Genomic DNA, 23,618 nt, shown 5'->3' on the forward strand with positions numbered 1-23,618 from the left:
GCCGCTCCAGGTAAGGTATTCAGGCTGCCGACGAGGATTCGAGGAAGTCTTGGGCAAAGCGCTGCAGCACGCCGCCGGCCTCATAGATCGACACCTCTTCGGCGGTGTCCAGGCGGCAGGTCACCGGCACCTCCAGGCGCTCGCCGTCGCGTCGGTGGATCACCAGGGTAAGCAGCGCGCGTGGCGTACGCTGGCCGACCACGTCGTAGGTTTCCGTGCCGTCGATCGCCAGTGTGTGGCGGTTGGTGCCCGGCAGGAACTCCAGCGGCAACACGCCCATGCCCACCAGGTTGGTGCGGTGGATGCGTTCGAAGCCTTCGGCTGCGATGGCCTCCACGCCCGCCAGGCGAACCCCCTTGGCGGCCCAGTCCCGCGATGAGCCTTGGCCGTAGTCGGCACCGGCAATGATGATCAGCGGCTGCTTGCGTTCCATGTAGGTTTCAATGGCCTCCCACATGCGCATCACCTCGCCTTCGGGCTCCACCCGCGCCAGCGAGCCCTGCTTCACCTTTCCATCCTCCAGCACCATTTCATTGAACAGCTTGGGGTTGGCGAAGGTCGCGCGCTGGGCGGTGAGGTGGTCGCCGCGGTGAGTGGCATAGGAGTTGAAGTCTTCTTCCGGCACGCCCATCTTCGCCAGGTATTCACCGGCGGCGCTGTCCAGCAGGATGGCATTGGACGGGGAGAGGTGGTCGGTGGTGATGTTGTCGCCCAGCACCGCCAGCGGGCGCATGCCCTTCAGCGGCCGCGCGCCGGCCAGCGCGCCCTCCCAGTAGGGTGGGCGGCGAATGTAAGTGCTCATCGGGCGCCAGTCGTAGAGCGGCGCCACCTTCGGCCCGGTGTCTTCGTGCACCGCGAACATGGGGATGTACACCTGGCGGAACTGCTCGGGCTTGACCGAGGATTTCACCACCGCGTCCACTTCTTCATCGCTCGGCCAGAGGTCCTTCAGGCGGATCTCCTCGCCATTGGCACCAATGCCCAGTACGTCCTTTTCGATGTCGAAGCGGATGGTGCCGGCGATGGCGTAGGCCACCACCAAAGGCGGCGAGGCGAGGAAGGCCTGCTTGGCATAGGGGTGAATGCGCCCGTCGAAGTTGCGGTTACCCGACAACACGGCCGTGGCGTACAAATCACGGTCGATGATTTCCTGCTGGATAGCCGGGTCCAGTGCCCCGGACATGCCATTGCAGGTGGTGCAGGCAAAGGCCACCACGCCGAAACCCAATTGCTCAAGCTCGTGGGTAAGGCCGGCCTCGTCCAGGTACAGCGCCACGGTTTTCGAGCCCGGCGCCAGGGAGGATTTCACCCACGGCTTGCGGGCCAGGCCCAGGCGGTTGGCGTTGCGCGCCAGCAGGCCGGCGGCAATCACGTTGCGCGGGTTGCTGGTGTTGGTGCAGCTGGTGATCGCGGCAATAATCACCGCGCCGTCAGGCATCTGGCCAGGGATGTCTTCCCACGGGCCGGCAATGCCTTTGGCCGCCAGGTCGGCGGTGGCGAGGCGGGCGTGCGGGTTGCTCGGCCCGGCCATGTTGCGCACCACCGAAGACAAGTCAAAGGCCAGGTTGCGTTCATACACCGCTTCGCTGAGGTCGCTCGCCCACAGCCCGATCACTTTGGCGTAGTCCTCCACCAGCCGCACTTGCTGATCTTCGCGGCCGGTGAGGCGCAGGTAGTCGATGGTTTGCGCGTCGATGGGGAACATCGCCGCCGTAGCGCCGTATTCAGGCGCCATGTTGGAAATGGTTGCGCGGTCGCCTAGGGTCAGCGCCGCGGCGCCTTCGCCGAAGAACTCCAGCCAGGCGCCCACCACCTTCTGTTGGCGCAGGAACTGGGTAAGCGCCAGCACCATGTCGGTGGCGGTGATGCCGGGCTGCAGCTTGCCGGTCAGCTCTACACCGACAATTTCCGGCAGGCGCATCCACGACGCGCGGCCGAGCATCACGCTTTCCGCTTCAAGGCCGCCCACGCCGATGGCGATCACCCCCAGCGCATCCACGTGTGGCGTGTGGCTGTCGGTGCCCACACAGGTGTCGGGGAAGGCCACGCCTTCGCGCACCTGGATCACCGGGGACATCTTCTCCAGGTTGATCTGGTGCATGATGCCGTTGCCCGGCGGGATCACGTCCACGTTGCGGAAGGCTTTCTTGGTCCAGTCGATAAAGTGAAAACGGTCTTCGTTGCGGCGGTCTTCGATGGCGCGGTTTTTCTCGAACGCTTGCGGATCGAAGCCGCCGCATTCCACCGCCAACGAATGGTCGACAATCAGTTGAGTAGGCACCACCGGGTTCACCTGAGCCGGGTCGCCGCCCTGGCGCGCAATGGCATCGCGCAGGCCAGCCAGGTCCACCAGGGCGGTTTGCCCGAGAATGTCGTGACACACCACGCGGGCCGGGAACCAGGGGAAGTCCAGGTCGCGCTTGCGCTCGATCAGCTGCAACAGCGAAGCGTCCAGCGTGGCCGGGTCGCAGCGGCGTACCAGGTTCTCCGCCAGCACGCGGGAAGTGTACGGCAGCGTCGCGTAGGCCCCGGGCTGCAGGGCGTCAACCGCTGCGCGGGCGTCGTAGTAGTCCAGCGGGCTACCGGGCAGGGTGTTGCGGTACTTGGTATTCATGGCTAGCGGCTCGGTCACGGGGCACGGTAAAGGGCAGGGCGCGCGTGGCGACGCGCCCGGCCGGGTCAGCGTTGTTCGATTGGCACGAACTTGCGCTGGTCGACGCCGGTGTATTCGGCGCTGGGGCGGATGATGCGATTGTTGGCGCGCTGCTCGAACACGTGGGCAGCCCAACCGGTGACGCGGGAACACACGAATATGGGGGTGAACAGCGGCGTGGGAATGCCCATGAAGTGGTAAGCCGAGGCGTGGTAGAAGTCGGCATTGGGGAACAGCTTTTTCTGTTCCCACATGGTCTTGTCGATGGCCTCGGACACCGGGTACAGCACGGTGTCGCCCACTTCGTCGGCGAGCTTTTTCGACCAGCCCTTGATCACCTCGTTGCGCGGGTCGCTGTCCTTGTACACGGCATGGCCGAAGCCCATGATCTTGTCCTTGCGCGCCAGCATCGCCAAGGTACCTTGCACCGCTTCCTCGGCCGAGCCGAACTTCTCGATCATCGCCATGGCCGCCTCGTTGGCGCCGCCATGCAGCGGCCCGCGCAGGGTGCCGATGGCGCCGGTGATGCAGGAATGCAGGTCCGAGAGGGTAGAAGCGCACACCCGGGCGGCGAAGGTGGAGGCGTTGAATTCGTGCTCGGCGTACAGGATCAGCGACACGTCCATTACCTTGCGGTGCAGCTCGACCGGGGTTTTACCGTGCAGCAGGTGCAAGAAGTGGCCGCCCAGAGAGCGTTCGTCGCTGGTGCATTCGATGCGTTTGCCGTGGTGGCTGAACTGGTACCAGTAGCACATCACCGCCGGGAACACTGCGAGCAGGCGGTCGGTGGCGTCACGTTGCTGCTCGAAGGAGGTTTCCGGCTCCAGGTTGCCCAGGAACGAGGCGCCGGTGCGCATCACGTCCATCGGGTGAGCGCTGGCCGGGATGCGTTCCAGCACCTCTTTCAGGGCCTGCGGCAGGTCACGCAAACCTTGCAGTTTGTCCAGGTACGCATCGAGCTGAGCCTGGGTGGGCAGGTCGCCGTACAGCAGCAGGTAGGCCACTTCTTCGAAGCGGGCATGTTCGGCCAGCTCTTTCACGTCATAGCCACGATACGTCAGCCCGGCACCCGCCTGGCCTACCGTGGACAGCGCGGTTTGCCCTGCCACCTGGCCACGCAGGCCAGCCCCACTCAATACTTTTGCTTCGGCCATTTGCAGTCTCCACGCTTGGATTTTTTATAAGAATTGGCAATGCATCACGGCGCCAGGCTTAGCGCTTGTTCTGGGCAAACAGGGCGTCGAGCTTCTGCTCGAAAACGTGATAGTCGATGGCGTCGTACAGCTCCATGCGGGTTTGCATGGTGTCGACCACGTTCTTCTGCGTGCCGTCGCGGCGGATGGCCCCATACACGTTTTCTGCGGCCTTGTTCATGGCGCGAAAGGCCGACAGTGGGTACAGCACCAGCGACACCTCGGCGCTGCGCAGCTCGTCGGTGGTGAATAGCGGCGTGGCGCCGAACTCGGTGATGTTCGCCAGGATCGGCGCCTTCACCCGCTGGGCGAACAGCTTGTACATCTCAAGCTCGGTGATCGCTTCCGGGAACACCATGTCGGCGCCGGCTTCGATACAGGCCGCGGCACGGTCCAGGGCAGCGTCCAAACCCTCGACGGCCAGGGCGTCGGTGCGCGCCATGATCACGAAAGCGTCGTCGGTGCGCGCGTCCACGGCGGCCTTGATGCGGTCGACCATTTCCTGCTGGGAAACGATCTCTTTATTAGGCCGGTGGCCGCAGCGCTTGGCGCCCACCTGGTCCTCGATGTGGATGGACGCGGCACCGAACTTGATCATCGAGCGCACGGTGCGTGCCACGTTGAACGCCGAGGAGCCAAAACCTGTGTCCACGTCAACCAGCAAGGGCAGGTCGCACACATCCGTGATACGCCGTACATCGATCAGCACGTCGTCCAGGCCGGTAATGCCCAGGTCCGGCAAGCCCAGCGAGCCGGCCGCTACGCCCCCGCCAGACAGGTAGATCGCCTTGAACCCGGCCCGCTTGGCGAGCAGGGCATGGTTGGCGTTGATGGCGCCAACCACTTGCAACGGTTGCTCACTGGCGACCGCGTCGCGAAAACGCTGGCCGGGGCTGCTTGGCTGACTCATGAATCACCTCAGAGGCTGTTGTTATTGGGCGGCGTCCTGATAATGACGCTCGACATTGCGCTTGGACCCCGCGATATGCCGACGCATCAGCAGTTCGGCCAGCTCGCCATCGCGGTCGGCAATGGCATCGAGAATGCGATGGTGCTCGGCAAAGGCCTGGCGGGGCCGGTTGGGCGTGGCGGAAAAGTGGATGCGGTACATGCGCACCAGCTGATACAGCTCGCCACAGAGCATTTGGGTAAGGGTGCGGTTGCCGCTGCCCTGGATGATCCGGTAGTGGAAGTCGAAGTCGCCTTCCTGCTGGTAGTAGCCCACGCCCGCCTGAAACGCGGCGTCCTGTTCATGGGTGTGAAGCACTGCGCGCAACTCGTCGATCTGTGCGTCGGTCATGCGTTCGGCCGCCAGGCGGCAGGCCATGCCTTCGAGGGATTCGCGAATTTCGTACAGCTCGATCAGTTCGGCGCGATTGAGCGACACCACCCGCGCGCCCACATGCGGCACCCGCACTAGCAAGCGCTGGCCTTCCAACCGATGGATCGCCTCACGCAGCGGCCCACGGCTGATGCCGTATACCCGCGCCAGTTCCGGCTCGGAGATCTTGCTGCCCGGGGCGATTTCGCCGCCCACGATAGCCGCCTGGATTCGCCGGAACACGTTCTCCGAGAGGGTGGCGGAATCGGGCGCGAGCGCTTCCGGAGCGTCTTGGGGGGTGGGCATTGTCGACACATCCAAGATTGGTGAGCGGAATCTACTCCCGCGAATAGCGATAAGTCAATGCGGTGTCGACAATCCTCTGGGTTCCCTACCCGCACGATACCCCCTGCCGCGAAGGCCCGCTGGACCCGTTTCCCCGTGCGCGGCACACTGGCCGCCGGATATGCGGAGTAGAAAGCAATGGCTGACGGCACGTGGGTGATCGAAAGGGCGACTGTCGACAGTATCCCGAAGGTACTGCCGTTCGTACTCGCCGCTCGCGCACAAATGTTCCCCAAGCTCGAAGGCACCGCAATGCCGGCCGATCTGGCGGCTTTCGAAGCTACCTACATCAACGGCCCCGGCCGCTTTTTGCTGGCGCTGGATGAGGGCGAGGTAGTGGGCGTGATCGGTTACGTGCCTTACGACCGGCGCTTTCTGGCGTTGCCTTACCCTGGCCTGAACGTGGTGGAGGTGGTGCGCTTGTTCGTGCTGCCCGCCTATCGGGGCGCCGGATTGGCAAGTGCGTTGTATCAGGCGCTGCAACAGCAGGCAGAAGAAGAAGGGGTTGAGGTGATGTATCTGCACACCCACCCGTTCCTGCCTGGCGCGCAGGCATTCTGGGAACGGCAGGGCTTTGAGCTGATCGCTCAGGACCCGGACCCGCTATGGCGTACGCTTCATATGCAACGGCCATTGCAGCGCGGCTAGCCAGAGGGGTTACGGGCCACTGTCTGGCTGGGCAATTCCTGGAACAGTTGTCGATATTCCCGCGAAAACCGTCCCAAGTGCCAGAAGCCCCAGCGCATGGCTACTTCAGCCACAGTGATGCCGGGATGGGCGCTTGCCAGGTCTCGGCGGGCAGCGTTCAACCGGCGCAGTTTCAGCCAGGCACTGGGCGTAACGCCGGTGAAGTCTAGAAAAGCCTTTTGTAATTGCCGCACCGAGACGCTGGCAGCCGTCGCCAGTTGAAGCGAGTTGAACACTTCCTCCGGATGGGCATTTACCAACTCGACAGCGCAGCGAACGATGCGGCGGCCAATGGGTGCGCGTTTTCGAGGGGTGCCTTCGAGACGGGCCGCAGCGCTCTCGGCGACGAAAAGGCAGTCTTCGAGCAACTGGTTGGCGAGGTTGTCGTGGGGTCCATCGCCCTGGGTGCTTAACAGGCTCGACAGCAACCCTCCCAGCCAACGCTCGAACAGCGGGCAATGGGATGAGCGCAGCGGTGTCATGAACAGGCCGTCCAGTGCCTGGATATTCATGGCACCGGCCCGGGCCAGGAACCCACCGGAGAATACCAGCCCGGTTTCAGCGTAATCCCGGGGCGTGATCCACGTGTTTTCGCTTTCTCCGTTAAGTACGTACAACGCCTGTTCGCAATGATCGAAGCAGAAGCTAAGTGCGTCGGCAGGGGCATGAAAATACTGCTCCACCCGCGTATTGATACGTTCCTGGAACACTTGCACGCCGTCGAGTTCGAGCTGGACGACCCGGTTGTGGAATACACCGCACGACATTTGCTGGTAATGCTCGCGCCAACCGCCGAAGGCTTTTTCCTGCTGCTCGATGTGCAAGATGTCATACGCCCGAATCCCCATTTCCCGCCCCCTCGCAACGTTCATGTCGCATCAGGATAACCGTTATTTTTATTAATGGTTATGCACCATAACGGTGCCTTACATGTGTGCGCAAGATGGATAGATGGCGCGGGCTGCGCTCCCTAACATCGCTCACGCCATCGAGGCAACACAACGCTGCCGTTCAACAACAAGCACAAAAGGCGGACGATGAAAGCGAACATGCACTATCAGGCAATGGCGGTTGTGACGGCCATTACAACGGCTGCAGCCGCAGGCATCGCGATGCCGGCGTGGGGCATGCCCTTGACCGAAGACATGGAGGCGAGCCTGGTGATCGGCGCCTTGAGCGACTACCGCACAGGCGGGATCTCGCAAACCCTGGGCGACCCGGCCTTGCAGTTCGATGCAAGCCTGACCCACAGCAGCGGCTTCTATGCGGGGGTGTTTACCTCCAATGTGGACTTCGGCACCGCTACCCACCGTGAATACGACTACTACGTAGGTTATTCGACCCGCTTCAACGAAATGGCCGGGATGTCCCTGACCTATTTCGAGTACGACTACCCCAAAAACAGCGAATACAACTATGGCGAATGGGTCGGGACCGTCGACGCCTACGGGGTGGAGCTGGGCATGAAGTACACGTCCGAGGTGAAGCCTTTCGACGATGACCATGCAGTGTATTGGGCCAAATACACCTTCGAACTGCCCCAAGGCTTCAGCCTCGATGCTCGCTACGGCTACAGCGACGCCAAGGATGACATCTGGGTGTCCGGCAGTGGCGCCACCCGCAGCGCCTACCGCGATTGGGAAGTGGGCATCAACCGTGAAGCCCTCGGCGTTGAGTGGCGCCTGGGCTATATCGACACCGATTTGTCCCGCGCCGAATGCGCTTCGGTGAACACATACAAGGACGTGTGCTCGGCCACTTTGGTTGCCAGCGCCACCAAAACCTTTTGACCCGCATAGGTACCCACGTGATCAGCCATTCCATATTTTGCTACGCAAGCAGGAAAGTGGCCTTCTGGGGCAGCTGCGCACTGGTGGCACTGTTGCCTGTCTGCACCAATGCCCAGGACGTGCCCGATCAGGCAGCCTCCAATACCCCAGCGCGAAGCTGGGAGCCATTCTGGGGAAAACGCATCACGGGCTACCTGAAAGCGGCCGACGGCACCTCGTTAAGGTATTCAGTACTGTTGCCGAAGGGGCAGGGCAAGCACCCGGTCATTCTCAAATACAGCGGATACGATTCAGGCAGTATCGGCGGCTCGGCCTATCTGGCCGACGACGAAACGTTTTCCGTAGGCTTGGACAAAGCCCTGCTCGAACATGGCTATGCCGTGATGGGCGTAAGCGCCCGGGGCACGGGCTGTTCCCAGGGGCAGTTTGATTTTCTGGGCAAGGCCTATGGCACTGACGGCCGAGATGCAGTCGAGTTCGCGGCTGCGCAGCCGTGGTCCACCGGTGCAATCGGCATGGCCAACTGGTCATGGGCCGGGATGTCCCAACTCAAGACTGCCGCCGAGCGGCCACCGCACCTCAAGGCCATTGCGCCCGGCATGGCGCTGGGCGAGCCGCGTGGCGACAGCTGGGCGCCGGGGGCGGTCCCCGCACCTGAGTTCGTGACAGGCTGGCACTGGTACCTGGACCAACGCTGGAAGGCGGTACGGGCAAGCGCCGAGACTGAAAAAGACGCCCGCTGCCTGGCGCAGTTGGACCGCAACGACGTAAACGTTCGCAAGGTTTCGCTGATGGTGCAACTGGCGACCCACCCGTTGCGTGACGCGTGGATAGAATCGCGCAGCATTCGCGCCCATACCGATCAGATCCAGGTGCCCATTCTTTCCATGGAAGCGTGGCAGGACGAAGCGGTGATGGCCAGGGAAGGCTATTACCACGAAACAGTGGACCCCAAGCGGTTGTACATCGTGCAAACCAACGGCCAGCACGACCTCTACGAATCCCTTCACTTTCGCGACAAGCTCATTCGTTTCTTCGATCGTTTCGTAAAGGGCGAGCAGAACGGTTTCGATAAACAACCGCGGGTGGAGATCTGGCAGGAAACCACCGCCGCCAGCCACGACGAGCACGCGATCAATGAACAGGCGACACCGGGCTGGACTATCCAGCGGGGCAGCTTTCCGGTGGCGGTTACCCCGGCGGCGTTTGTGCTGGGTGAAGGCCATCGGCTGGTCCGCGATGGCGCGCCCGGCGGCGAGCCGGATGAATACCGCTACCCTGTTGCGGGGCCGGATGTGAACACCTACGAGGTCGACAATGCCTGGGGCGATCAGAAGCCCGGCTGGAAAGAAGGCAGCGTCGCCTACACCAGCCCACCGCTGGCGGACGACATGGTCGTTTATGGCCCCGCCAGCGCGGACCTATGGCTGTCCACCAGCCTGGGGCCGGATGCCGATGTGCAGGTGACCGTAACTCAGGTGCTCGCAGACGGGCAGGAGGTGTATGTGCAGCGCGGCTGGTTGCGGCTATCCGCGCGCCAACTCGATGCCTCGCGGTCGACCGCGTTGCGCCCCTGGCTGCTGGACACGCCGGAAAGCATCCAGCCGCTATACCCGGACGAACCCGTACTTGGGCGGGTAGAGCTCTCGCCGTTTTCCCATGTGTTCCGCAAAGGCAGCCAGGTGCGGATCTGGATCGATGCGCCGGGGCGTACCGGCGGTTATGGTTTTGACAGCTTCTCGCTGCCGGCGGTGAACAAAGTGCTCCATGACGGGCAGCATCCGTCGCGGCTGATGCTGGGGGTGCTCGGCGGGGTCACAGTGCCCACCACGCAGCCTTCCTGTGGCTCGCTCCTTAAACAACCCTGCCGGCCCGACCCGTTGAAATGAACCCCTTACCACCCGTGCTCGCCGCCAATGGGCGGCTCAGGAGAACACCATGAGCGAATATGACGCCACGGGCTTCAATCGCAGGCACCTATTGCGCACCGCGCCCATTGCCTTGGGTGCGCTGTCACTCGCAGCGGCGGGGCAACTCAGAGCTGCCACTACGCCCGGGGACAAGCGCTCGGGCGTTAACGACACGGCCGGTCGCATCAGCACTGAATGCGTGCTGCAGATCAATGTAAAGCTGGGCCCGGAAGAGGACATGGGCAAAGGCGCCGACGGGCACCGAATCAACTACCCCATCGTAGGTGGCCATTTCGCCGGGCAGGGGCTTGCCGGCACGGTAATCCCGGGCGGCGCGGACATGTCGGTAGAGCGCGACGACGGCGTGACCCTGATCGAGGCCTTGTACCGGCTGAAAACCGACGACGGCCAGGTGCTGATCATTCACAACCCTGGCATCTGGCGGCCCAACGAAGCGGGGAAGGCGAAACTTGCCAAGGGGCAGACGCCCGCCGCAGCCGATTACTACTGCCGTACCACCCCTTCGTTCAAGACGCCCCCCGGCCGCTACGCGTGGCTGAGCGACTTCGTGTTCGTAGGCACCATCGACGATGTGGCGGACGACGAAGTGTTGATCGGCTGCTATCGGGTAGACGGCGTTTAAACAAGGCAAGGTCGCGGCCCGGATAATCAGGCCGCGCAAGGGCTTATTCCACTGGCGTGATCAGGGTGCCGTCGGCCATGAACTGCTGAAGGTTGGCGAACACCAGGTCGGCCATGGCCTGGCGGGTTTCGTGGGTGCCGCTGCCAATGTGCGGGGCCAGCACCACGTTGTCCATGCTCATCAGCTCGCTGGGCACGTGGGGCTCGTTTTCAAACACGTCCAGGGCCGCGCCGGCAATCTCCTTGGCCTGAAGCGCGGCAATCAGCGCCTGCTCGTCCACCACCGAGCCACGGGCCACGTTGATCAGGAAGCCGTCCAGGCCGAGGGCCTGGAGCACTTCCCGGTTGATCAAGTGCTGGGTACCTGCACCGCCGGGCACGATCACGATCAAGTAATCGGCTGCCCGGGCCAGCTCGGCCAGGTCGTTGTAATGGGTGTAGTCGATCCCGGCATACGGCTCGCCCCGGCGGTAGTAGGCGATGTTCATCTCGAACGCGGCGGCGCGCAAAGCGATGGTTTTACCGATCTTGCCCAGCCCGACGATGCCGCAGGTTTTGCCGGTGAGCTGGCGGCCCAGAGGGAACTTGCCGGTAGGCCAGGCCCCCGCCCGCACGAAACGCTCGGCCTCGCTGATGCGCCGGGTGAGGCACAGGGTGAGCGCCATGGCGGTTTCGGCCACGGCGTTGTTGAGTACATCCGGGGTATTGCTTACTGGAACGCCGCGGTCAGCCAGGTAGGCGATGTCGATGGCGTCGTAGCCCACGCCAAAGCTGCACACCACCTTGAGGTTGGGCAGGCGCTCCAGCACGTCGATCTCGGTACCGAACACACCACTGGTGATTACCGCAGTGATCTTCGCGCCATGGGTGTCGCCCCAGGCCTGGAGGTCAGTGATCTCGGCGCGGTTATGCACCTGGTAATGCTGTTGCAGGTTGGCCATCAGGCTCGGGTTCAACGCGCCCCATACCAGTACGTCCACAGTGTTGTCAGTCATGCAGTGCTCCGCAGGAACGGCCCGCTACCGGGCCGTGGTCATGGAATCAGGCTCAGCGGGTGGAACGGCTGAGGGTTGGATCATCAGGTTCGCGCTTGGGTTTTCCTGGCATTGCAGGGCCTGTCGCCGCTGCGTCAGGTGATCAGCGTAGCGGAATCTTCACGGTGAACGTAACTTCGCCGTCAGCCTGCTCGGCAGCAATGGCCCCGCCATGGGCCCGCGCAATGGCGTCGGAAATGTAAAGCCCCAACCCCAGGCCATCGCGGTTGGCCTGGGGGTTGGTGGTGCCTTTGAGCGGCGTAAACAAGTGGTTGAGCCGCTCTTCGCTCATGGGGGCCGCCGGGTTGCTCACGGTTACACGCAAGGCTTCAGTGTCGGCGCTCAGGCCCAGGCGCGCGCGGTTGCTCTCCCCGTGCTGGCTGGCATTGCCTACCAGGTTGATCACCACCTGTGCGAGGCGGTCCGGGTCCAGGTTGGCGTGCAAACCGGCCTGAATCTCGCGCTCCAGGTGAAGCCCCGGATAAGCCAGTTCTGCCTCGTCGGCGAGTGCTTCGAGCAGCGCGGAAACGTCGGTGGGCACGCGAGTGAGCGCCATGCCCAGGCCTGCCTGCAACCGGCTCAGCTCCATCACATGGCTTACCAGGCGGCTCATCCGCCCCGAGGAGGTGGCGATACTCTGGCGCAGGCGCGCGGTGCGCTGTTCGTTATCGTTGAGCATCGACGCCGCCATGGTGATCGACTGCAGCGGCGTACGCAGGTCGTGGCCCAAGGCTGCAATCAGCATCTGGCGCATGACGTTGGTGTGGCTCAAGCGGGTGAACACCACGTTGGCGAGGGCCTGGCGCAGCTGTTCGGCCACCGTACGGTCGATACGCGACCAGGGCACCGATTGCCCGCGCACCACTTCTTCCCAGGCCTCGAACGATCCGCGTGGCGTAAGCCTGGGGCCCAGCGGGCCGATATCGATGATTTTTTCCGGCTTGCCACCCCAGCGCACGTTTTCCACCTGCTCAGGGCGGAACCACATGATCCAGCCGTTTTCCCGGCGGTCAAAGCGCACCGCCAGCACTCCGCACAGGCCGTTGATCGGCCCCGGCCCCGGCCAGCGCTCGAGTGCATACAGGTTGGCGTCGCTCAAGGCGGCCAGGTAGCCGTTCATTTGCCGTGCGGCTTCGTCGGCCACGCCGTGAAGGGTTTGTACCCGGCCCTTCAGGCACACGGCTACGTCCATGCAGTCCATCAGGCTGTCCAGGCCGGGGTTGGCCTGGCAAAGGGCCGCGATCAGATCGCCAGCGTCGTGCAGGCCTTCTTCCATCGCATGGATACGGGTTTGCGCCAGGTTGATCGCTTCCCCCTCGCGGATCTGCTCCAGCCGCTCCACCAGCGCCGCGCAGATTTGCGACACCATCTGAAAGGACAGCCGCACGGAATACGCCAACGTCTTGGCCGCGTGGTGATGGCAGGAGAAAAGCCCCCACAGCTTGCCCGCTACCACGATCGACACGCTCATGGAGGCGTGCACACCCATGTTGCCCAGGTACTCGCAGTGAATCGGCGACACACTGCGAAGCTCGCAATGGCTCAGGTCGAAAGGCTGGCCCGTCGAGGGATGCCGCTGGGGCGCCAGCAGGGAAGGGCTGTAGGTTACGTCGGCGATGAGCCGGGTGGGGTTCTGGATATACAGCCGGCGGGCTTGTCTTGGAATATCCGACGCCGGGTAGCGCTGGCCCAGATAGGACACCAGGCCCGGGCGATGAGCCTCGGCCACGACTTCGCCGGAATCGTCCGGGCGAAAGCGGTAGGCCATTACCCGGTCGTAGCCGGTGAGGTCGCGGATATCCAGGGTAACCCGGCGCAGAAGCACGTCGGCGTCCCGGGCATGGCGAATGCGCGCAATGATCCGTTGAGCATGGGCGGCGAGGTGATAAAAGGCGTTCTGGGCCAGCGGTTGTGCCTCGAACTCCAGGTAGATCACGTTCTGATAGCGGTGCGCGATCACATCGAAACCGCTATCGCCCGCCGTATAACGGCTGCTGTCGGTCCAGCCTTCCTCGGCCATCAGCCCAGCCTCCACGAGTTCGGCGAGCTGGCTGAGCAGTACCTCAGGTAGCGGCTGGCCAGGCGACGCATCGGTGCCCAGGTGGCCAGCGAAATTCAGGCTGCGCGTCAGCACCAGGCCATCCGGCGCCAGCGCCACCAGTGCCCCATGCGGCTGGATCGAGCCCGGGGTGTGGATGGGCTCGTTCTCGCAGTTGTCCAAGGTGATCTGGGCGGGTGACACAACAGACATGGCAGGCCTATATCGCGCGAACGTTCAGGGTAAGGCTGGGGGTGGTTCAGCTATGACAACGCGCCGGGGCAGAGTGCCCACCATGATAGCAAAAAGGTGCAAGGCGCCCGAAGGGAAGGCAAGGGCGGCGCCCCTGGTCCTAAAAAATCTGGGCTTCCCGCGAGGGCACGGGGCTGTATAGGCCGCGCCCTGGCACTGCGGCCAGCAATTCCCGGGTATAGGCCTGGCTCGGCCGTTCCAGCACCTGCTGGGCCGGGCCTTGTTCAATCACTTCGCCATGGCGCAGCACCAGCACCTGGTGGGCGAGGCTCTTGACCACAGCGAGGTCGTGGCTCACCAGCACATAGCCGACGCCCAGTTCGGCCTGAAGGGTACGCAGTAGGTCCAGGATCTGGGCCTGCACTGACACGTCCAGCGCCGATACCGGTTCGTCCAGCAACAGCAGCTCCGGCCCCAGGCTCAGCGCCCGGGCAATGGCTACGCGCTGGCGCTGGCCGCCGGAGAGTTCCCGCGGCAGGCGGTCAAGAAAGCTGACGGGCAGCCCCACCTGGTCCATCAACGTGCGGGCCGCCTGTTCGAGGGCCTTGCCCTTAAGCCGGCCGAAAGATACCAGCGGCTCGACCACGCTCTGGAACACGCTGAAGCGCGGGTCCAGCGCGGCGAAGGGGTTTTGCTGCACCAGCTGCATGCGCTGGCGCACCGGCCGAAAGGCTTTCCAGCCAAGCCCGGTGAGGTCCTGGCCGGCGAACAGCACGCGGCCTTCGCTGGCCGCTTCCAAGCCCAGGGCGATACGCAGGGTGGTGCTTTTGCCCGAGCCGGATTCGCCCACGATGGCCAGTGTCTGGCCGGCATACACTTCGCAGCTCAGCTGATCGAGTGCCTGCAGCGGCGCGCCATGCCCTGGCAGCGGATAACGTTTCCCTACGCCTTCAAACTTGAGCAGCGGCCGGGTACCCGGGGCCGGCGCTGGCAACGGAACAGGGCCCGGGCCATCGCTGAAGCCGGGCGCGGCGGCCAGCAACGCACGGGTATAGGGGTGTGCTGGGGCACCGAGCACCTGCCGCGCGGGGCCATCTTCCACGCGCTCGCCTTTGGTCATCACCAGCACCCGGTCGGCCCGGTCTGCCGCCACGCCCAGGTCATGGGTGATGATCAGCAGGGCGATACCGCGGGCCTTCACCAGTTGCTCCAGGTGATCGAGGATGCGCCGCTGCACAGTCACATCCAGCGCGCTGGTGGGCTCGTCGGCGATGATCACCCGTGGCTCGCCCGCCAGAGCGATGGCGATCAGCACCCGTTGGCGCATGCCACCGGACAGCTCATGCGGGTATTGGCGGGCGCGCAGCTCGGGGTTGTCGAGCCCTACCTGCGCCAGTAACGCAATCACGTCCACATCGAGCGCGGGGTAGCGGCCGCCGTGGCGCAGCACCAGGCTTTCGCCGATCTGGCGGCCAATGCTCAGCGTGGGGTTGAGGCTTACCATCGGGTCTTGCGGCACCAGCCCGATGATTCCACCGCGCAGTTGGCGCTTCACTCGCTCGCTGGCGTGGGTCACGTCTTCGCCGTTCACCTTCAGCACACCCTGGGTGATCCGTGCGCTGGCAGGCAGCAGACCGAGCAGGGCGCTCGCTACCGTGGTTTTTCCAGAGCCCGACTCGCCTACGATAGCCAGCGTTTCCCCCTCACGCAGCTCGAAACTCAAACCCCGCACGGCCTCTGTCACACCTGCGCTGCCATGGTAGTTCACGCGCAGGTCGCGTACCTCGATCAGTGCGCTCATGGATGCAGCTCCTCGAAGGTGCGGGCCATGTGGTTGAGGCTGAACACCACCAGCACCACGAACAGCCCCGGCAGTAAGGACACCCAAGGCGCGGTGATCAGAAAGTGCCGGCCGTTGGCGATCAGCGTGCCCCATTCTGCTGCCGGTGGCTCTGCACCAAAGCCAAGAAAACTCAGCCCGGCCGTGGCCAGGATGGCCGCGCCCACGTCCAGCGTGGCCAGTACCGCCACCGGCCCCCAGGCGTTGGGCAGCACATGCCGCAGCAGGGTGCGCGCCCAGCTGGCGCCGCCCAGCCGCGCGGCCTCCACATAGGGCAGGGTTTTGATCCGCAGCACTTCGGCGCGGGTGGTGCGGGCAAAGCCGGGGATGATGCCCACGCCAACCGCCACGGCCACGGGCAAGGTGCCGAAACCGATAGCGGTGACGATGGCCAAGGCCAACAGCAGGCCCGGCAAGGCCAGCAGCACATCCACCACGCGCATGATCAGCGCGTCGATACGGCCACCGATAAAGCCCGCCAGAATGCCCAGCCCAAGGCCGCAGCCAAGCGCCAGGCCTACCGCCAGCAGCGCAGCTTCCAATGACAGGCGCGCGCCGTACAGCATGCGTGTGTACAGGTCGCGGCCCAGCTCATCGGTGCCGAACCAATGCTCCTGGCCAGGCGGCAGCAGTTTGGCTGCGGGTGCAGTGGCATACGGGTCCAGGCCGCTGAACAGCCAGGGCGCTGCTGCGGCGATCAATGTGAACACCACCAGCGCCGTGGCCAGTAAAAACCCCGGCCGGCGCGCCAACGGCTCGGCCACCGCCAGCCAGCGTTCAAGCCGGCGACGGGGCCGCCAGGCCAGCGGTTCGGCAGTGAAGGAAGGGGCAATCAAGCGGTTGGTACCAGTCATGTCAGGCCACCTTTGGCGAATGGGTGATACGGGGATCGAGCACGGGGTAGAGCAGGTCCACCAGCAGGTTCACCAGCACAAAAGCCGCAGCCGACACGCTGACGATCGCCAGCACCAGCGGAATGTCCTGGCGCAGTACCGCTTCCTGCACCAAGCGGCCCACGCCGTTGCGGGCGAAGATGGTTTCCACCAGTACCGCGCCGGAAACGGTGTTGCCCACTTGCAGGCCGATCAACGTGAGCAAGGGCAGGGCGGCGTTGCGCAGGCTGTGGCGTGCCTGCACCTGGCCACGGCTCAGGCCCTTGGCATAGGCCGTGACGATATAGGGTTCGCGGGCTACGTCCCGGAAGCCCCGTTGCAACACCTGCGCATACACCGCCGCGCTGGGGATCGACAGCGTGATCGCCGGCAGCACCAGGCTGGCCAGGCCATTACTGCCGGTGGCGGGAAACCAGCCCAGGCTGAACGCGAACACCTGGATCAACAGCAGGCCCATCCAGAACACCGGCACCGAAAAGCCCAGCGCCGGCACCCTCGACAGGGCAGTTTTGAGCGGTGCCCAGCGCACATAAGCCGCCAGGTAGGCCAGGCCCACACCGCCCACCAGGGACAGCACGATCGCGCTGCCGGCCAGCGCCAGGGTTTGCGGCAGCCGCTCGGCCAATACCGCGGTCACTGGCCGGTTGAGGGTCAGGGATTGGCCAAAATCGCCATGCAGCACGCCCCACAGCAGGTGCACGTAGCGCTCCAGTACGCCTTGGTCCAGCCCGTAATAGGTACGCGCCTTGGCCAGTTGCTCGGGCGACAGCGCGTCGATTTCCATGCCCGAAGCGCTGAGCATGATGGACAGTGGGTCCCCCGGAAGCAGGTACAAGATGAAGTAGGTAATGCTGTAGGCACCCCACAACACCAGCAGCGCCTGGGCCATCCGCCCGAGCAGATAGCGGCTCATGGCTTCACCTCGATGTCGTTGAGGAAGGCAAAGCCTTCGGCGCTCCAGCGGAAGTTCTGCACGCGCGGCGCGGTCGCTGCCTGCCATACCCGCTCATACACCGGGATCGCCGAGCCTTGGTCGATCAGCAGCGCTTGCAGGTCGCCATAGGCCTGGGCGCGCTGATCCGCGCTGGTAGCGGTAAGGCCGCTGTCGAACAGGGCTTGCGCCTGGTTGAGCGTCGCCGGGGGGTACACGTTGGTGGCCAGTGTGGAGCTGTTGGCACTGCGTGGGTCGAGGATGGTCTGCAACACGATGGGGTCGGCGCGGGTCATGTAGGTGTAAGTGAGGTCGTAGTTGCCCGCGGCGTTGGCGGCGGCCCACTCGGCCTTGGTCTGCACCCGCAGCTTGAGGTCGATGCCTACTTTTTTCAGCTGGTCCTGGATCAGCACATCCCCGGCGGTTTCCTTGCCGGCCAGGTTGTAAACGAGGGTCAGGCGCTTGCTGTCCTTGTAGCGGTAGCCGTCGGGGCCTGGTTGCCAGCCGGCCTGCGCCAGCAAGTGGCTGGCACCTTGCGGGTCGAACGCCAGCTTGGCGCCTTGACTGCGGAAGTACGGCGTGGTCACGTCGAACACGCCGTCCACCACCGGGAACTTCGGGTTGTACACCGTGGCCGCGTAGGTCTTGCGGTCGATGGCCTTTTGCACGGCCAGGCGTACGTTCTGATCCGCCAGGATGCGGTCGCCGCGGGTATTGGGGTAGAGGTTCCACGCCGGGCCCGGCAGCGAGCGGCTCTGGATCGTCGCCTTCCTGCTTTGCAGCAGCTGCAGGTCTACGTCGGAAAACGGATCGCGCGGCCACAGGATGTCCACCTGGCCCTGGAGAAATTGCCCGTTGCGCACGCTGTCTTCCGGCACATAGCTTACGTCGACGGCCGCCAGGTGCGACTCACCCTTGTTCTGCACATTCGCCGAGGGCCACGCGTAGCCTTGGCGCTTTACCAGGCGCAGGCCGCTTTCCGGCGTGTAATGCTCCAGCACGAACGGGCCGGTGCCGATGATGGCGCCTTTCGAGCGCTCCTGCGCCGTTTTGCGGTACGACTCCGGCGCGAGAATCGCCAGGTTGGTGGTCGAGGTCGCCTGCAAGAAGCCCGCGTTGGGCCGCGACAACACCAGCTTCACCGTATGGGCATCGACCACCTCGGCATGATCGTAACCAGCCAGGTACGTGGCGCCGAAGGTGCTGGGCAATTGCGCCGCGAAGGCCTTGTCGGTGTCGAAGGCAGTTTTCACGGCTTGGGCATCGAAGGGCTCGCCATTGCTGAACGTCACGCCCTTGCGCAAGTAGAAGGTGTAGGCGCGGGCGTCGGGGCTCACTTCCCACCGTTCGGCCAGCCAAGGGATGATTTCGCCGGTTTTCGGGTCCTGGTCGGTGAGGGATTCGGCCACGTTGCGCAGCACCACGCGATGCTCCAGCCAGTACACCTGGAAAGGGTCCAGGCTCACCAGCTGGGTGTTGTCGCTGAAGAAGGCAATCTTCAGCGTGGTCGCGGCCTGTGCGTCGGCAGGGGACGGTGAACAACCTGGCAAGGCCAGGGCGATGGCGGCCAGCAGGGCTGCGCTGGCCAGGGAACGATCAAGTGTCATAAGCGCATCCTCGGTCAAGGCCGCGCCGCCCTCCGGCAGCGGGCCGGATAGGTTTCAGAAGTCGTAAGCGAGCTTGGTGTACCAGTAACCGCCGCCCGGGTAGAACGGCGGGTTGCCATAGGGCGCCAGGCCCAGGCTGCTGTACACCGCATTGCGGCTGGGGCGTACGTCGAAGATGTTGGTGCCGCCCACGCTCACGGTGAGCTGGTCGAAGAAGGTGTAACTCACGTCCAGGTCGGTGATCCACCGCGCATTGAAGCTGCGATCACCGCTGGGGTTCACCGCCAGGGTTTTCACCGCGCCATAGCGGGTGGTTTGCAGGTTTACCGCCAGGTCGTCCAGCTTCCAGTTGGCGCCCAGTATCCATTTGGTCTTGGGCGTTGCTTCGGTCAGGTCGCCTTCACGGTCCCGGCCCACCAGGGTCACACCCGAGTTGGCCAGCGAAGCGGGGGTGTCGCGCAGGTCCTCGATGGTGGTCTTGTTCCAGTTGAACGCCAGGCTCCAGCGCACCTCGCCCCAACCGGCCAATGGCGTGGTGTGGTCACCCACGATGTCCAGTCCGCGGGTGCGGGTGTCGAACGCATTGGTGTAGTAGTTCACCCAGGTGCCAGTGGCCACGCCTTGAGCGGCGAGGATGCTGTTGACCACACCGTTGCCCTGGTCGTAGATGTTGCTGGTCAGGGTGATGCGGTCGTCGATGTCGATCAGGTAGGCGTCGGCGGTCACGCTGGTACGCGGCGCCGGTTGCCAGGTCAGGCCCAGGCCTAGGTTGCGGGACTTCTCCGGCTTGAGGTCATCGCCACCCAGCGCCTTGGCCAGGTTGCTGTCCGAGGGCGTGAGCCGGGTGACTGCCGGTACCACGTTGCCGTTCACGTCGGTGGCCACGCGGTTATCGGCCACGGTGTAGCCGATCTGGGTCAACGAGGGCGCGCGAAAGCCCGTGCCCACAGTGCCACGCACCGCCACGGTGTCGGTGAGCTCGTAGCGGGAATTCACCTTCAGCCCGAAGGTATTGCCCGAGTCATCGTCGTAATGTTCCACCCGCCCGGCCACGTCTACGAACCAGCGGTCGGTGAGGTCGAAGCCCAAGTCCAGGTACCCGGCGTAGTTGTTGCGGATCAGGCTCACTTCGTCTTCGGGGCGGATGGTCACCGCCGCCTGGGCGCCGGAGGCTGCCGGATAGGTGCCGGTGATATAGGCCTCCGGGTCTCCGGCGAAGGTGCTGAAGCGCTCCCAGCGGTGTTCCAGCCCGGCCGACACCTGCACCGGCGGCGTGAGCTGGAACAGGCTGTCGTAGTGGCGGGTGACGTCCAGGTTGTTCACCCACTGCTCGAAGCGGAAAGTGGCCAGGTTGTCGAATTTCGTGGGCGAGGCGGTACCCAGCGATGGGTTGATGTTGAAGTCGCTGGAGTGGTGCACGTTGTTGCGCCCGTAGCTGGTGCTCAGGTCCCAGTTCCATGCGGCCAGCTCGCCCTTGCCGCCGAACAGGAACTGGTAGTCCCGGTCCTTGATGTTGTTGAGCGGGTAGTAGCCGTCGGGGAACAGCTCGGGCACGGCGGCGGTGCCGGTGGGTAACCGGTAATAGTTGTACGCCTCGGCGTCGCGCTCACCGTAGGTGGAAAAGGAATAGAGCGTGACCTGGTCCAGCGGCAACTCGGCGTTGTAGGCAAGGTTGAAGGCCTTGAGGTCCGGGTCGCCATTGCGAATGGCTACGCGATCCCAGGCGGCTTCTTTCACAGGGTCTGTGTAGGCGTGCACGCTGCTGTCGGCCTTGCCGTTCCAGGAAGCGTCGCCGCGTTTATGGGCGTCTGCCGAGAGGTGAAAAAAACCGCCATTGCCCAGTTCGAAGCCTTCGTCACCGGCGAACTTGAGGGTTTCCCCTTCGCCGGAGTACAGCTTGCCGTAGCTGGTTTCCACGTGGCCGCCGGTATTGCCGCGCTTGAGGATGATATTGATCACCCCGGCCACCGCATCCGAGCCGTACTGCGCGGCGGCGCTGTCCTTGAGCACTTCGATATGGTCCACGGCGCTGACCGGGATCACGTCGATGTCAACGGCATTGGCGCCGCTGTTATCAATGGAACCGCGCTGGCCCACCGCACCGTTGTGCCGGCGTTTGCCGTTCACCAGCACCAGGGTGTAGGCCGGGCCCAGGCTACGGTTGCTCAGTGGCCGGGTGACCGAGTTGTAGCCGGCGATATTGGTGCCGAAGTTGAACGAGGGCAGCAGTTTGGAAATGGCTTCGGACAGCTCCGCCCGCCCGGTTTTCAGCAACTGATCGCTGTTGATCACATCGATAGGGGCAGGGCTGTCGGCCACGGTGCGTTGTTGCCCGCGCACCCCGGTGGAGATCACTGTGACGGTACTGAGGGTGGGGTCACTGTCGGCCGCCTCTGCCATGGGCGCGGTGGCCATGAACAAGCCAGGCAGAACAGAAGCGGTAACGGCTGACAGGCGCAAATACGGGTAGGGCATCGAGGGCGTCTTCCTTGAATCGAGTGTCACTGGCCCTTGGTGCGGGTGCAGCTGTGGCGGCTGGGTAAAAGCAGGGTTATTCCTTGTAATCCTGGCCTTCGCGGTCCAGCTGGCGGATAAGCGCATCCCAGTGGCGCTGCAGGCCCGGGCTGCTGCCGTCGAGCAGGCCAGCCGTTTGCTGACGTACCTTCTCGATGGCCGCGTCGGGCGCGAACAGCAGGTCTACGTTGCCGCCTGCCTGCGCGGCGATCTGGATATTGCAGGCGCGCTCCAGCCCGTGCAGTTCACGGAAGGCATGCTCGATGCTCACCCCACCCGTGAGCAGGCCGTGGTTGCGCAGGATGAAGATATTGCTGTCGCCCAGGTTGGCCACCAGCCGTTCCTGTTCGTCCAGGTCAAGCGCCACGCCTTCGTAGGTGTGGTATTTCACCCGGCTGTAATACGCCAGCGCGTGCTGGGACAGCGGCAGCAGGCCATTACGCTGGGCCGATACCGCCGCGCCGTCGCGGGTGTGAGTGTGCAGCACCGCCTTGAGGTCGGGTCGGGCGCGGTGGATGGCGCTGTGAATCACATAGCCGGCCTGGTTGATGCCGAGGCCCAGTGGGTCGTCGATCAGCGTGCCGTCTACGTCTACTTTTACCAGGTTGGAGGCGGTGATCTCGTCGAACAGCAGGCCGAAGGCGTTGATCAGAAAGTGCTCTTCCGGGCCCGGCACGCGGGCGGAAAAGTGCGTGTAGATGTGGTCCGTCCAGCGGAACAGCGCAGCCAGCCGGTAGGCTGCGGCCAACTTTACCCGCACCTCCCATTCTTCCGGGGTTACCCGCTGGCGAACGGTGAGGGCAGGGGTGTCAGGCAGTACGGACAAAGCGGTCATCAAGGGGCGCTCCTGTGTCAGGGCTTATGACGGTAGGGCGCAATATTTCCGCTGTAAAATTCTTTTTTGGTCTAAGCACAGACAGGAAATGTTTTTGGAAATGCATATTAAGTTATTCTAAAAATGCATTTCAGGAATATAAAAGGTGCGGGTAGAGTTCGTCCGGTCTTCTCTCTCAAGCCGCGTGCGGTAAGCACCACGGCACGCTCAAGGAACCTGCCCATGCCTCCCTTTGCTCGAATCCTGGCCTTCGGTGCCGCCCTGCTGCTTGCTGGCCATGCGGTGGCCGCTGACCGTATCGAACTGCGCATCGGCGACCAGAAAGGCAACATGCGCGCCCAGCTGGAGGCCGCTGACGCCCTGCGGGACCTGCCTTACGACCTGCGCTGGTCCGAATTCCCGGCGGCGGCGCCTTTGGCCGAAGCATTGAACGCCGACGCGGTGGATGCCGGCATCATCGGCGACGCGCCGCTGCTGTTCGCACTCGCCTCGGGCGCTCAGGTGAAGGCCATTGCCGTGGACAAATCCGACGCCTACGGCACGGCCGTGCTGGTCAACCCTGATGCACCCCTGCATTCGGCGGCCGACCTCAAGGGCAAGCGCATCGCCACCGGGCGCGGTTCGATCGGGCACTACATTGCGCTTCGGGCACTGGCCAGCGTGGGGCTGACCGAGAAAGACGTGGAGTTTCGCTTCCTGGGCCCGGTGGATGCCAAGATGGCGCTGGCCAACGGTTCGGTAGACGCCTGGGCCACATGGGAACCCTACACGGCGCTGTCCGAACTGAGCGGTCAGGCCCGGGTGCTGGTCAATGGCCGCGGGCTGTCCAGCGGCAACAGCTTCCTGGCCGCCACCGACAAGGCGCTGGCTGACCCCGCCCACCGCGCCGCCTTGCAGGATTACCTCGCGCGCCTGGCCAAGGCGCAGGTGTGGGCCTACCAGAACCTGGACAGCTACTCCCGCACGCTGGCGGCGATTATCGGCTTCCCTGAAAACGCCGCGCGCTTGCAGTTCGAACGGCGGCAACTGCGCTGGCAGGCGGTAGATGCCAATACCATCGTGCAACAGCAGGAAACGGCCGATTTTTACCAGGCCCATGGGCTGATCAATGGCCACCTGGACGTGGCCCCTACTTTTGCCAAGGGTTTTGATGTGCCCGTGAATGAGCAGGTGGCGAAGCAGCCGTGAGGGCC

General features: G+C 64.1%; 18 protein-coding genes. 5 read left to right on the forward strand and 13 right to left on the reverse strand.

Annotated features, from left to right (window positions below):
* Positions 1-19: 19 nt before the first annotated feature.
* The 4 genes from acnD to AC3Z8Y_RS10050 form a co-directional block, all read right to left on the reverse strand.
* A complete protein-coding gene (gene acnD / locus AC3Z8Y_RS10035) occupies positions 20-2,614 on the reverse strand; it encodes a Fe/S-dependent 2-methylisocitrate dehydratase AcnD (RefSeq protein ID WP_490089548.1) in 2,595 nt (864 codons plus the stop codon).
* A 65-nt stretch (positions 2,615-2,679) separates the two neighbouring features.
* The gene (prpC, locus tag AC3Z8Y_RS10040; protein WP_181114118.1) at positions 2,680-3,807 is read right to left on the reverse strand and encodes a bifunctional 2-methylcitrate synthase/citrate synthase; all 1,128 of its coding nucleotides are present in this window, start codon (positions 3,805-3,807) and stop codon (positions 2,680-2,682) included.
* A gap of 58 nt (positions 3,808-3,865) precedes the next feature.
* Positions 3,866-4,756 (reverse strand): methylisocitrate lyase, encoded by an 891-nt coding sequence (gene prpB, locus AC3Z8Y_RS10045; protein WP_490089549.1) that lies wholly within the window; start codon positions 4,754-4,756, stop codon positions 3,866-3,868.
* A 21-nt stretch (positions 4,757-4,777) separates the two neighbouring features.
* Positions 4,778-5,473 (reverse strand): GntR family transcriptional regulator, encoded by a 696-nt coding sequence (locus AC3Z8Y_RS10050; RefSeq protein ID WP_225774339.1) that lies wholly within the window; start codon positions 5,471-5,473, stop codon positions 4,778-4,780.
* Between the two features lie 177 nt (positions 5,474-5,650).
* Here AC3Z8Y_RS10050 and AC3Z8Y_RS10055 point away from each other — a divergent pair, with 177 nt between their 5' ends.
* On the forward strand, positions 5,651-6,160 hold the full coding sequence (locus tag AC3Z8Y_RS10055; RefSeq protein WP_490089550.1) for a GNAT family N-acetyltransferase: 510 nt from the start codon (positions 5,651-5,653) through the stop codon (positions 6,158-6,160).
* On the opposite strand, the gene AC3Z8Y_RS10060 is transcribed toward AC3Z8Y_RS10055, so the two are convergent.
* The gene (locus AC3Z8Y_RS10060) at positions 6,157-7,071 is read right to left on the reverse strand and encodes a helix-turn-helix domain-containing protein (RefSeq protein ID WP_490089551.1); all 915 of its coding nucleotides are present in this window, start codon (positions 7,069-7,071) and stop codon (positions 6,157-6,159) included. The two genes, AC3Z8Y_RS10055 and AC3Z8Y_RS10060, sit on opposite strands and share 4 nt — an antisense overlap.
* Before the next feature lie 165 nt (positions 7,072-7,236).
* Between AC3Z8Y_RS10060 and AC3Z8Y_RS10065 the strand changes: the two genes are divergently transcribed.
* The 3 genes from AC3Z8Y_RS10065 to AC3Z8Y_RS10075 all read left to right on the forward strand — a co-directional run bounded on the left by AC3Z8Y_RS10065 (position 7,237) and on the right by AC3Z8Y_RS10075 (position 10,542).
* The gene (locus AC3Z8Y_RS10065) at positions 7,237-7,989 is read left to right on the forward strand and encodes a TorF family putative porin (protein ID WP_490089552.1); all 753 of its coding nucleotides are present in this window, start codon (positions 7,237-7,239) and stop codon (positions 7,987-7,989) included.
* 83 nt (positions 7,990-8,072) lie between these two features.
* Positions 8,073-9,878: a CocE/NonD family hydrolase gene (locus AC3Z8Y_RS10070; RefSeq protein WP_490089553.1), complete on the forward strand. Its 1,806-nt coding sequence runs from the start codon at positions 8,073-8,075 to the stop codon at positions 9,876-9,878.
* Between the two features lie 49 nt (positions 9,879-9,927).
* Positions 9,928-10,542 carry a DUF3237 domain-containing protein gene (locus AC3Z8Y_RS10075; RefSeq protein ID WP_490089554.1) on the forward strand — a complete coding sequence of 205 codons (615 nt, stop codon included), beginning with the start codon at positions 9,928-9,930 and terminating at the stop codon, positions 10,540-10,542.
* Between the two features lie 43 nt (positions 10,543-10,585).
* On the opposite strand, the gene AC3Z8Y_RS10080 is transcribed toward AC3Z8Y_RS10075, so the two are convergent.
* The 8 genes from AC3Z8Y_RS10080 to AC3Z8Y_RS10115 form a co-directional block, all read right to left on the reverse strand.
* Entirely contained in the window at positions 10,586-11,536 is a 951-nt protein-coding gene (locus AC3Z8Y_RS10080) for a 2-hydroxyacid dehydrogenase (protein ID WP_490089555.1), read from the reverse strand.
* Between the two features lie 142 nt (positions 11,537-11,678).
* Entirely contained in the window at positions 11,679-13,826 is a 2,148-nt protein-coding gene (locus AC3Z8Y_RS10085; protein WP_490089556.1) for an ATP-binding protein, read from the reverse strand.
* A 139-nt stretch (positions 13,827-13,965) separates the two neighbouring features.
* On the reverse strand, positions 13,966-15,606 hold the full coding sequence (locus AC3Z8Y_RS10090) for a dipeptide ABC transporter ATP-binding protein (RefSeq protein WP_490089557.1): 1,641 nt from the start codon (positions 15,604-15,606) through the stop codon (positions 13,966-13,968).
* A complete protein-coding gene (locus tag AC3Z8Y_RS10095; protein ID WP_490089558.1) occupies positions 15,603-16,499 on the reverse strand; it encodes an ABC transporter permease in 897 nt (298 codons plus the stop codon). Before AC3Z8Y_RS10095 ends, AC3Z8Y_RS10090 begins: the two co-directional genes overlap by 4 nt.
* Before the next feature lies 1 nt (position 16,500).
* The gene (locus tag AC3Z8Y_RS10100; protein ID WP_490089559.1) at positions 16,501-17,451 is read right to left on the reverse strand and encodes an ABC transporter permease; all 951 of its coding nucleotides are present in this window, start codon (positions 17,449-17,451) and stop codon (positions 16,501-16,503) included.
* Positions 17,448-19,076 carry an ABC transporter substrate-binding protein gene (locus AC3Z8Y_RS10105; protein WP_490089560.1) on the reverse strand — a complete coding sequence of 543 codons (1,629 nt, stop codon included), beginning with the start codon at positions 19,074-19,076 and terminating at the stop codon, positions 17,448-17,450. The genes AC3Z8Y_RS10100 and AC3Z8Y_RS10105 overlap by 4 nt, the downstream gene beginning before the upstream one ends.
* 54 nt (positions 19,077-19,130) lie before the next feature.
* Positions 19,131-21,551, reverse strand: coding sequence for a TonB-dependent receptor plug domain-containing protein (locus AC3Z8Y_RS10110; RefSeq protein ID WP_490089561.1), 2,421 nt, complete (start codon positions 21,549-21,551; stop codon positions 19,131-19,133).
* Positions 21,552-21,627: 76 nt separating this feature from the next.
* The gene (locus AC3Z8Y_RS10115; protein WP_490089562.1) at positions 21,628-22,425 is read right to left on the reverse strand and encodes a class II aldolase/adducin family protein; all 798 of its coding nucleotides are present in this window, start codon (positions 22,423-22,425) and stop codon (positions 21,628-21,630) included.
* A gap of 222 nt (positions 22,426-22,647) precedes the next feature.
* Between AC3Z8Y_RS10115 and AC3Z8Y_RS10120 the strand changes: the two genes are divergently transcribed.
* Positions 22,648-23,613 (forward strand): ABC transporter substrate-binding protein, encoded by a 966-nt coding sequence (locus AC3Z8Y_RS10120; protein WP_490089563.1) that lies wholly within the window; start codon positions 22,648-22,650, stop codon positions 23,611-23,613.
* The last annotated feature ends 5 nt before the right edge of the window (positions 23,614-23,618 follow it).

Source organism: Pseudomonas sp. 3MAES_34.3B (assembly GCF_058145875.1).

Excerpts from the sequence above, each read along its gene's own strand:
- AC3Z8Y_RS10115 (WP_490089562.1), bottom strand. The coding sequence starts at position 22,425 with ATGACCGCTTTGTCCGTACTGCCTGACACCCCTGCCCTCACCGTTCGC.
- AC3Z8Y_RS10085 (WP_490089556.1), bottom strand. The coding sequence starts at position 13,826 with ATGTCTGTTGTGTCACCCGCCCAGATCACCTTGGACAACTGCGAGAAC.
- AC3Z8Y_RS10055 (WP_490089550.1), top strand. The coding sequence starts at position 5,651 with ATGGCTGACGGCACGTGGGTGATCGAAAGGGCGACTGTCGACAGTATC.
- AC3Z8Y_RS10080 (WP_490089555.1), bottom strand. The coding sequence starts at position 11,536 with ATGACTGACAACACTGTGGACGTACTGGTATGGGGCGCGTTGAACCCG.
- AC3Z8Y_RS10100 (WP_490089559.1), bottom strand. The coding sequence starts at position 17,451 with ATGAGCCGCTATCTGCTCGGGCGGATGGCCCAGGCGCTGCTGGTGTTG.
- AC3Z8Y_RS10090 (WP_490089557.1), bottom strand. The coding sequence starts at position 15,606 with ATGAGCGCACTGATCGAGGTACGCGACCTGCGCGTGAACTACCATGGC.
- prpB (WP_490089549.1), bottom strand. The coding sequence starts at position 4,756 with ATGAGTCAGCCAAGCAGCCCCGGCCAGCGTTTTCGCGACGCGGTCGCC.
- AC3Z8Y_RS10120 (WP_490089563.1), top strand. The coding sequence starts at position 22,648 with ATGCCTCCCTTTGCTCGAATCCTGGCCTTCGGTGCCGCCCTGCTGCTT.
- AC3Z8Y_RS10110 (WP_490089561.1), bottom strand. The coding sequence starts at position 21,551 with ATGCCCTACCCGTATTTGCGCCTGTCAGCCGTTACCGCTTCTGTTCTG.
- AC3Z8Y_RS10065 (WP_490089552.1), top strand. The coding sequence starts at position 7,237 with ATGAAAGCGAACATGCACTATCAGGCAATGGCGGTTGTGACGGCCATT.
- AC3Z8Y_RS10050 (WP_225774339.1), bottom strand. The coding sequence starts at position 5,473 with ATGCCCACCCCCCAAGACGCTCCGGAAGCGCTCGCGCCCGATTCCGCC.
- AC3Z8Y_RS10060 (WP_490089551.1), bottom strand. The coding sequence starts at position 7,071 with ATGAACGTTGCGAGGGGGCGGGAAATGGGGATTCGGGCGTATGACATC.
- acnD (WP_490089548.1), bottom strand. The coding sequence starts at position 2,614 with ATGAATACCAAGTACCGCAACACCCTGCCCGGTAGCCCGCTGGACTAC.
- prpC (WP_181114118.1), bottom strand. The coding sequence starts at position 3,807 with ATGGCCGAAGCAAAAGTATTGAGTGGGGCTGGCCTGCGTGGCCAGGTG.
- AC3Z8Y_RS10095 (WP_490089558.1), bottom strand. The coding sequence starts at position 16,499 with ATGACTGGTACCAACCGCTTGATTGCCCCTTCCTTCACTGCCGAACCG.
- AC3Z8Y_RS10075 (WP_490089554.1), top strand. The coding sequence starts at position 9,928 with ATGAGCGAATATGACGCCACGGGCTTCAATCGCAGGCACCTATTGCGC.
- AC3Z8Y_RS10105 (WP_490089560.1), bottom strand. The coding sequence starts at position 19,076 with ATGACACTTGATCGTTCCCTGGCCAGCGCAGCCCTGCTGGCCGCCATC.